This is a genomic window from Mammaliicoccus sp. F-M27, assembly GCF_022387115.1.
In the GTDB taxonomy this organism is placed as follows: domain Bacteria; phylum Bacillota; class Bacilli; order Staphylococcales; family Staphylococcaceae; genus Mammaliicoccus; species Mammaliicoccus vitulinus.
Window position 1 is genome coordinate 1 of the sequence record NZ_JAJNIE010000026.1, and the last position, 8,389, is coordinate 8,389.

Here is an 8,389-nt window from a genome sequence, read left to right on the forward strand (position 1 = left end):
GAATACAAGTGCTATGGGCTGTCAGCCCATAGCACTTGTATTCTGGTTTGCGTTTGCGAACGCCTTCTGATTTTGTTTTACTTTCGGTTTGCGTTTGCGAACTTATATTATTCGTCTTGAACATTTTTCTGCATATAATTTATATTATTAATTTTTTCATCATATCCTTCGGATATTTTTAGTATAATTCTTATTATTTATAGTTCGTTTATGCGAACAATATCATTGTTATAATTCGCCTTTAAATGGTATATATAGCCCCTTTTTATTTTCTAGGTATTTGATATCCTAAACAGTATGAAATAGCGCTCATATAGGCTTAAAATGGCTTTAAAGGTTATTTCACACCTATTTTTTTGCATAAAAAAAACGCTAGTTTTATCAACTAACGCTTTCTGTCTTCGTGGCCATGATAATTATTAGGCGTTCCACCCAATTCGTGGTAACGTTCGTACATATATTCCGATAAATCATCGTATGCTGCTTTAAGTCTATCGTACGCGTTCTGCGTCCCTCTATACTCTCGTCCTTCTAGCAAAGCCCTTCTCATGTAAGCTATGGCTTTAGCAAAGTTTAAATTTAACTCGTGACCCCTGCTATTACGGTAATTAGATTGCCAATATTCTAAGTTCGAACTTTTTATAGGTACGAATATATCAAGTAAGCTTTGAGGATCTGGACGTTCACCTCGTTCTCCGTCTATATCAGGCAATACCTCTTCTAAATCTTGATATTCTTGTACATATCCCTCGTCATACAATAGATCTGCCACTCGCTCAAATGCATTGAGTACATCTTCGCCAGCTTCACAAGACTCTCTATATTCTTTAAAAGACTTTAGGTACTCGCTTTCTGCTTCTGACAACATTTTAACGATGTGAGAAGCGGAATTATTGCCTTTCGTTTCGCTTACTAAAAACGTAAATTCTTCGATATTTACACCCTGATTTGATAACACGCCTATATATGTTTCTATGGTGTCTATATTAGGGTTTTCTGCTAAATCATCGTAAGCATTACCTAACTTTTTAATCGCGCTGCTATAGTTGTTATCTGCGTCATATTGACGTTCTTCCTCTAAGCGTTTGATTTCCTTACCTAACTTTACTAAACCACTTTTAAACAAGATATGCTGATCCTCTGTGAATGCTTCTTTCGACATATCCAATTCTCGTTTAATACGTCCTACAGTACTCTTTAAGCTCATAAATTCTCTTCTATACTCGTTTATATATTCGTTTCTATCTTTTAACTTTTCGATATAACTATCAACTTCAGTTTCAGCTTTATCCATCATATCTTCAATTTTATAGAACTTGTCTAAATTAGTAAGTCTTTTCTCACTCATCACTTATCCCCCTAAATAACACTTCTGTTCTAGGATTATCCATTTCTTGAAACTTACCCATACTAACCAATGCTATACGACTATCTTTTATATCCAAACCCTTAAAAATGCCATCTAACACTGCTTTTAAAAGGTTATCAATATCTGGTGCGGTTGTTCTCGTTAGTTTATTCAACCTCTTTTGACTTTTTGGCGCCTGCACAAAGAATAATATTTCTGCCTTCACGCCTAAGGGTGTATTTAATATCTCAAAAAAAGTATCGTTTAACGCTTCATCTTTTTTTAATTGCTCTTGTATAGCGTCTAAATACGCAACATAAGCTTGATGATAGTAAGTAATGGTTTGACCCTTTTCAGTCCTTCTAAATTGTGGTCTAGGCGTTGCCATAGGAGGTAAATTAATCGTCCATCTCCATTCTTTTGTCATTTCGTTACCTCCTTCAATCAATCTTCATCTTTTTGTTTTTCGTTTTCCCAAAACTTTCTTATATCTTCAGGTGTACTTTTCCTATTTTTAGGAAATTCAAAATCGCTATTATCATTTTTGTATTTTAGATCCATATCTTTCATGTGTTTTTCTATTGTTTTTGCTTGTTCTTCTAAATCAACTTCTTGCTTTTTCTTTCTAATCTGAAAATCTTCCGGTCTTTCAATATAGTCATTAAATAGCTCTATAATAAGGTTTATCTCTCTTAAAGTGAATGTCTCAGCCAATGCTTCAAACGCATTTTTTTCTTCTGCTGCACTCTTTAAGTTCTTTTTATATTTGTAAACCCAAGTCTTTTTTTGATCTAATTTATCAGCAATTTTTTTCCAGTGTGATATTTCTACAAAAAACTCTACAATATTTTCACTTTTCATATTTGAGATAGTTAAAGGTTTTTGAGTTTTAGTATTAGCCATTATTTCCATCCTCCTAGATTAATAGTTATATTTATAATTTCTGTTATTTAAACCAGATTTACTTAAGATAATAAGAATTACCACTATAAAAGCTTTAAACCCTTGTTTCATTCATATATATTACTTGAATAAACTTTCTAAAATCTGAATCAAATTTTTAAATTAATGATAATTCATGATTTTTCTTAGTATTTATTCCCAACTTATACCTGCTGTTTAATCTTTTAGATTATACTCAAAAATACTGTGTTTGTATTTGCAAACTATTTATTTGTTGATTTCATCTTATCATATATAGTTCGCGTTTGCAAACATAATATATATTACATTTAAAAATTATTTGTGTATGCTAATCAGTTTATTATTTATTTTTGTATTAAATTTAAGTATGTGATTACACATACACATGTGTATACTTTGGTTCATACATATCAGTATATACATACTCACTTAGGTGTGTATATTATAAAAAAAAGATAAGCAGCAATAACTACTTATCTTTTAATTTATAAAGATTCAATTAATTCATCTAAAAATTCTGAAGCTGAACTATAATTATTTTCTTTGTAAATTCTATTTAATTTTTCTCTGTTACTTGGTTTTAACGTGAAATTATATCTACTGCGTGTTTCTTGTTTATCTTTCTTTTTAATAATACTCTGACCATATCCTATTTTGTCTAGTTCATTTTTTGATGATTGCAAAGCTTGTGCTATACCTGATTTATTTTCTTCTACATCTCTTTGGTTATCTACTGATTTTTTTGTTGGATCAAATGCCATTTTAATTAACCTCCTAATATTTAAACAGTTTTATCCACCGCTTCTTTTATTTCATTCATTAATTTATTGAATTCATCTTTAAATTTAAGTTCATCTCTCGTAACATCTTTATCTTTATATTTTTGCGCTACTGATTTTTCATCTGCAATAGATTTATTAAAGATGGATTTAAGTGGTATATAGTTTATATACTTATCATTACCTTCAATATGTTTTTTGAATTTCCTACTAACCGTTGTATTATGACTTACTCGGTTTCCTACTCTAAATAGTTTAGCAGTAACTAAAGACTCACGCGTTCTGTAATCTATAGTTTCTTTCTTATATTCTTCTAACCTATATTCAAGATTTTCTGAATCTGTATTATCAGAATCTAAAACCGGTGCTATTATAGCATGACTTGCTGCAACTGCATTTCTAGTAGCAATCCTAAAATCCGGATGTGTATCTATAATGACATAATCATACTCACCTAAATTTAGTTTTTGATAATTATCCTCTAACCACATATAAAACATCATATATTTATTTGGATTAGTTACAATACTATCTTCAATTTCATCTAATCTCATATATCCTTTTATTAAATCTAAATTTTCTTTAACAGGTACAATATCTACATCATCACCATTAGTATATATATTAGCGACTGTATTTTCTTGATCATAAATTCCATATAAATTTGTGAAGTTACATTGATGGTCTTTATCGATTGCTAATACTTTGTATCCCTGCAACGCAAGATATTCCGAAAAATTAAAAGATAATGTTGTTTTACCAACTCCTCCATCTACTGCATTGAACGTTACAATAATCATAGTCACACCTCTTTTTCGTTTGTTTTCTTATACACACTATAACACACACTCGTATACTTACGCTAGTACTTATTTATGTACACACCAAAATACTTACGTATTTACATATAAAAATGTGTATAATCATGTGTATTTATATACGTATAGGAATGTGTAGTTTTTTTTGTGTATATAGGTAAGTATATCTATACTTATATTTCTACACACTCATATGCACATTATTCTACACATCAGCATACATATAGGTTATTAACCGCTTCTTTTATCTATTTTTGGGTAGGGTAGGGGGCTTGATTCATTACTTATAAAAATAGTCCTTCTCAGAACACATATAACAAACGTTTTGTGCCCCTCTAATACTTTGTATCCTTTTATCCAAATTTGTCCACACAAGCCTTTATCTTAGCTTAAATGATAATATCGTTATCCATAGCATATACAAATACCTCAACTATACAGATAGGGGATATATAAGCCTAAATAAAAAAGATCAGGTTATATACCCAATCTTTTCAATATTGCTATTAATTTTACTCTTCCGCTTCTTCTAAAGCCAATTGGTACTCATATAACTTTTTGATATTCTCGAATTTTGTAACATCTAGCGTTTTATAACCTGTACGCAAGTGTTTAATCATGCCAGCAGATAATCCTGTATCTCTTCCTATTTTCGCAGCAGACAATGATTCGTTATCTAATAATTCTTGTACCTTATTTTCTATCTCTTGTATATATTCCATACTTAACCCCTCCAAAATTACGATCATATTCAAACACATTATTCAATAACTTTTAATATATAAGTTAGGTAGGGGGAATACCCCCACACCTTAACTATTTTTTCTTACGCATAGATATAATTTATTTTCTAAATTAATGATATTCTCTCTATCTCTTAGAACATATTTCTTTGCTACATTATTATCTCTTGCTATATAGCCACATTCAATATTTGCTTGTTCAAGTTGTTCAAAGATTTGATAAGATGGCATATCCGCTTCTATCTTTATACCATATTTTAAGTTAAATGAATCTAATGTGATAGCCATGATTGTAACCTCCTTAAGTACTCATACAGATGATTTAGACAATCGAATAAGCCAACTCTATGATGTCTTCATCTTCAACCGCTTCATAAATGCCTGTGTCGTTTTCCGCTTCTATCACAACCCAATCAACATCATTACCAAATGTTTCATGTTCTAGAATGATGTATCTTTTACCTTCGTATATAAAACGTTCTCCAATTTCATAGAAACGCCCATAATGTCTATTTACTTTGATATGCTCTAATTTGTCTTTAGCCATTTATAAAACCTCTTTCTATTGGATTTTCTTTATATACGCTTGTTTCATATAACACATTTCGACCATTCGGCATAATAGCCATTGATACACCATAATATGAATGAAAAATTGATCTATATACCTTACGATTTTTCATATCATGTATGCGCGTCTGATTACCTTCTAAATACTCAATAAATATATGGTCATATCCAACAACTTTATATATATAAGGATGACCCTGTTTCTTACTTAAGTTATGCAATAGCTCTTTATCATGTTTTGTTAAAATATATGCCCCACATTGTTTACGACACTCATTACTTATACGCTTCTGTATCTCATATCCGTTCATTTGATGACCACCTTTATTTAATATTGAAAGGGGGATAGTACCCCCTTAATATGTTTAAAGCATTAACCCTTCATACGCTAAAGCAACTATTTGTTCATCTCTTACAACATCTCCCGTATGGTAATTCAAAACTACCCAACTTAAACCGTTGACCTCATATGTTGCATATAACACGCCTTCATATATAAATCGTTTGCCAATCTCACGTAATTGTATATCTTGTCCCATATCCTCTACACTCCTTAATATTTGATATGAAAGGGGGATAGCACCCCCTTATTTTATAAGCGTTCAAACGGTGTGAATTTATAGCTATCTTCTTCATATACGCTTGCTAACCATTCACCTTCAATATCTTGTACATATAAGTAACCGTTATTGTCTGAGCCTTCATAAGCCTTAAAAACATATTCGTCATTCTCAACGCTTGTGAAACCCTGTACCTCGTCTTGTCCGTTCATCGTTAGGTATGTTTCTCGTCTGATTTGTTCTAATGATTTAGCTTTGAAATACTCTTGATAGTTTCCGCTTCTTATACAAAAGTTATGGCGTATATCTGAGTCTTCTTTCATCAATTTATAATGGTCTGAGTCGCTTATCACAATGTTCCAACAACCCAATGCTGATAATGGTACTTTTTTATCAATCAGTTCTTTTACTTTTTCACGACTACTGTAGTAGTGCTTTAATGTGTGGCCAACGCCTTCTAGGTAACCGTCATAGTGTACATAAAACCCTAAATAAGTTCCGTCCTCTTGTTCTTGAAATACTGCTGTTCTTGTTCCCATTGCTTAACACTCCTTTAAATTGTTATGAAACGTAGCAATCGTTTTTAACGTGAGATAATTAATACAATGATTAAAATAAATGTAACGACACTTAAAATGAATGTGCCAATCGTCATCGCAAATGCCGATAATATTAATCGTTTAATGTTTTTGATTAAGTAAGTTAAGTTCATTATTTACGCCCCCCATGTTATAATGAAAATAGTTAGGGAGGAGGCAACCTCCCTGTATTACAAACTACTTGAAGAAAATCAGTGAGAGAAGAATGTTGATGAATGTGAGTATCGCAGTCGCTAGCTGTATGATACGCATTATTAAATCAAATCGTTCATCTCTCTTTTCTTTTGCCTTACCAGAGTCATAAGGTCGATTGCTACGTTTCATGGCTTCACCTCCTTACATCTGGTATACTTATATTATACGATATTATAGTATCGATTACAAGCATTTTCTATACTTTTTTTCATGTTTTGTATTATTTTTATGAACTTTTTAACCCTTATATATCAACGGTTTAACCGCTTCTTTCTGTAAAATATACATACACACTTTACACTTTATAAGCACATCAATTTTGATAGTATTTTCCCACGATTAACTCCATTTATGATACATATCTATAGCAACCTTAAACCTTATATATTAACGCCTTACTTTGCCCGTTCGTTTTATTCTACTTACTTGTTCTCACATAAAATTTATGATCGCGTTTTTCCTGCGTACCTTATACCTATGTTTTAATGTTTGAATTTCTGATTATACAACGTTCAACCTTAACGACTGTTAACCCTTATAAACGGTCAAAAAAATTGGACTTCCGAAAATCAGAAGTCCAACCTATCTCGTTATTTAAATATATATACCTCATTAGTTCCGTTTTGTTACTTCTTTGTTGTTACGGGCTTTATTTAGCATTACTCAACCGCTTCTTTTCCGTTTGAGTCATTTTGGTACATCAACCTGTATAATCCAATATTTCTCTGGATTCTGTACAGAATATAAGACTGTTTCTCCTATTTCATTTGTCTTATACTTAAACGTTTCATATGTGTGCATATTTCTATCCTCCTAACATTCTTTATTTGGTTACACCCTTAATATAACAATACTCAAAGCAACCTAACGTTTTACGTCATTTTATTTTTTAGCGTTACTTAACCGCTTCTTTTCCGTTTGAGTCATTTTGGTACAACTATAAGGACATTTTGGAACAAATCATAGCTTATTGATATTGACCATAAAAAAAGCCATGACATTATGCGTCTTGGCTTTCATTTCGTCTATAACGATAAATCTATTCAATTAATCTAGCTTACTTTCTTCATAGTTCAATATAAGCAATATAAAGGCATACGATAAAGATAGTAGCAAGCCCACTACTTGTGTAGTTAAGTTTCCATTTCCCTTGTCTAAATTTAATCCCATTCCTAACCACACCATATATAGTAATACTATTCCCAATACTAATTTTAAACGCGAATGTTTACCTGTAACCAATAGCGCCTGTTTTGTTACACAATGATTTAAAAACTTTAATAAAAAATAGCCAATAATATTTAATATCATTATAATCAACAAAGCCAGAACAGTATTTTCTGTAATATTGAGTATACACATTAAAATAAATAGTTCTATAAAAGGGGATAGAATGACAAGAAACCATTTTACGACTTTCATGTTCAACACCTCCATATTTTTAACATATCACATCAAACTGAATCACGCAGCGCCTATTCAAACTATATTGCAAATTTTATTTTTTCGTCATTTAAACTATTTATCATTACTTAACCGCTTCTTTTCTGTTTGAGTCATTTTGGTACAACTATAAGGACATTTTGGAACAAATAAACGCATGGATATTCAACAAAAGAAGTCATGACATTATGCGTCTTTTCTATCGTTTAATCGTATACTTATTTAATGGTTTAACGCCTACTGTACAAAATGAACAGTACAGTTATAACGCGCTTTTCGTTAAGATTCTATAATATGTATAGGGTTTGAACTTAAAGGGTTTTGATTTTAGGGTTTAAAGGTTTTGAACTTAGGGCAAAATATGCGACGCCCCGTGTAAGCGAGGATATTTTGCCCGTAATGAAAAAGTG

The 8,389-nt window shown here is 31.2% G+C and carries 14 protein-coding genes; all 14 read right to left on the bottom strand.

Translation table 11 applies throughout. The features are described 5' to 3' along the window. Positions 1-385: 385 nt before the first annotated feature. Positions 386-1,348: a hypothetical protein gene (locus tag LQ598_RS13460; RefSeq protein ID WP_239745704.1), complete on the bottom strand. Its 963-nt coding sequence runs from the start codon at positions 1,346-1,348 to the stop codon at positions 386-388. Then, complete coding sequence (locus LQ598_RS13465; RefSeq protein ID WP_239745706.1) at positions 1,341-1,775, bottom strand: RusA family crossover junction endodeoxyribonuclease; 435 nt, start codon at positions 1,773-1,775, stop codon at positions 1,341-1,343. The genes LQ598_RS13460 and LQ598_RS13465 overlap by 8 nt, the downstream gene beginning before the upstream one ends. Positions 1,776-1,792: 17 nt before the next feature. Further along, positions 1,793-2,251, bottom strand: a complete 459-nt coding sequence (locus tag LQ598_RS13470; RefSeq protein WP_152292096.1) for a hypothetical protein — start codon at positions 2,249-2,251, stop codon at positions 1,793-1,795. A 506-nt stretch (positions 2,252-2,757) separates the two neighbouring features. Beyond that, complete coding sequence (locus tag LQ598_RS13475; RefSeq protein WP_239745707.1) at positions 2,758-3,033, bottom strand: CopG family transcriptional regulator; 276 nt, start codon at positions 3,031-3,033, stop codon at positions 2,758-2,760. 20 nt (positions 3,034-3,053) lie between these two features. After that, the gene (locus LQ598_RS13480; RefSeq protein ID WP_239745708.1) at positions 3,054-3,851 is read right to left on the bottom strand and encodes a ParA family protein; all 798 of its coding nucleotides are present in this window, start codon (positions 3,849-3,851) and stop codon (positions 3,054-3,056) included. A 530-nt stretch (positions 3,852-4,381) separates the two neighbouring features. Continuing rightward, complete coding sequence (locus tag LQ598_RS13485; protein WP_239745709.1) at positions 4,382-4,591, bottom strand: XRE family transcriptional regulator; 210 nt, start codon at positions 4,589-4,591, stop codon at positions 4,382-4,384. A gap of 90 nt (positions 4,592-4,681) precedes the next feature. Beyond that, a complete protein-coding gene (locus tag LQ598_RS13490) occupies positions 4,682-4,900 on the bottom strand; it encodes a hypothetical protein (protein WP_239745710.1) in 219 nt (72 codons plus the stop codon). Positions 4,901-4,934: 34 nt separating this feature from the next. Beyond that, positions 4,935-5,159, bottom strand: a complete 225-nt coding sequence (locus LQ598_RS13495; RefSeq protein WP_152292087.1) for a hypothetical protein — start codon at positions 5,157-5,159, stop codon at positions 4,935-4,937. Next, a complete protein-coding gene (locus tag LQ598_RS13500; RefSeq protein ID WP_152292086.1) occupies positions 5,152-5,493 on the bottom strand; it encodes a hypothetical protein in 342 nt (113 codons plus the stop codon). Before LQ598_RS13500 ends, LQ598_RS13495 begins: the two co-directional genes overlap by 8 nt. Positions 5,494-5,547: 54 nt before the next feature. Beyond that, the gene (locus LQ598_RS13505) at positions 5,548-5,721 is read right to left on the bottom strand and encodes a hypothetical protein (RefSeq protein WP_196980776.1); all 174 of its coding nucleotides are present in this window, start codon (positions 5,719-5,721) and stop codon (positions 5,548-5,550) included. A gap of 53 nt (positions 5,722-5,774) precedes the next feature. After that, positions 5,775-6,281 carry a hypothetical protein gene (locus LQ598_RS13510; protein ID WP_239745711.1) on the bottom strand — a complete coding sequence of 169 codons (507 nt, stop codon included), beginning with the start codon at positions 6,279-6,281 and terminating at the stop codon, positions 5,775-5,777. 44 nt (positions 6,282-6,325) lie between these two features. Then, positions 6,326-6,454: a hypothetical protein gene (locus tag LQ598_RS13870; RefSeq protein ID WP_275589660.1), complete on the bottom strand. Its 129-nt coding sequence runs from the start codon at positions 6,452-6,454 to the stop codon at positions 6,326-6,328. A gap of 64 nt (positions 6,455-6,518) precedes the next feature. Continuing rightward, positions 6,519-6,665, bottom strand: a complete 147-nt coding sequence (locus LQ598_RS13515; protein ID WP_172965107.1) for a hypothetical protein — start codon at positions 6,663-6,665, stop codon at positions 6,519-6,521. 918 nt (positions 6,666-7,583) lie between these two features. Beyond that, entirely contained in the window at positions 7,584-7,958 is a 375-nt protein-coding gene (locus LQ598_RS13520) for a hypothetical protein (RefSeq protein WP_239745712.1), read from the bottom strand. Between the last annotated feature and the right edge of the window lie 431 nt (positions 7,959-8,389).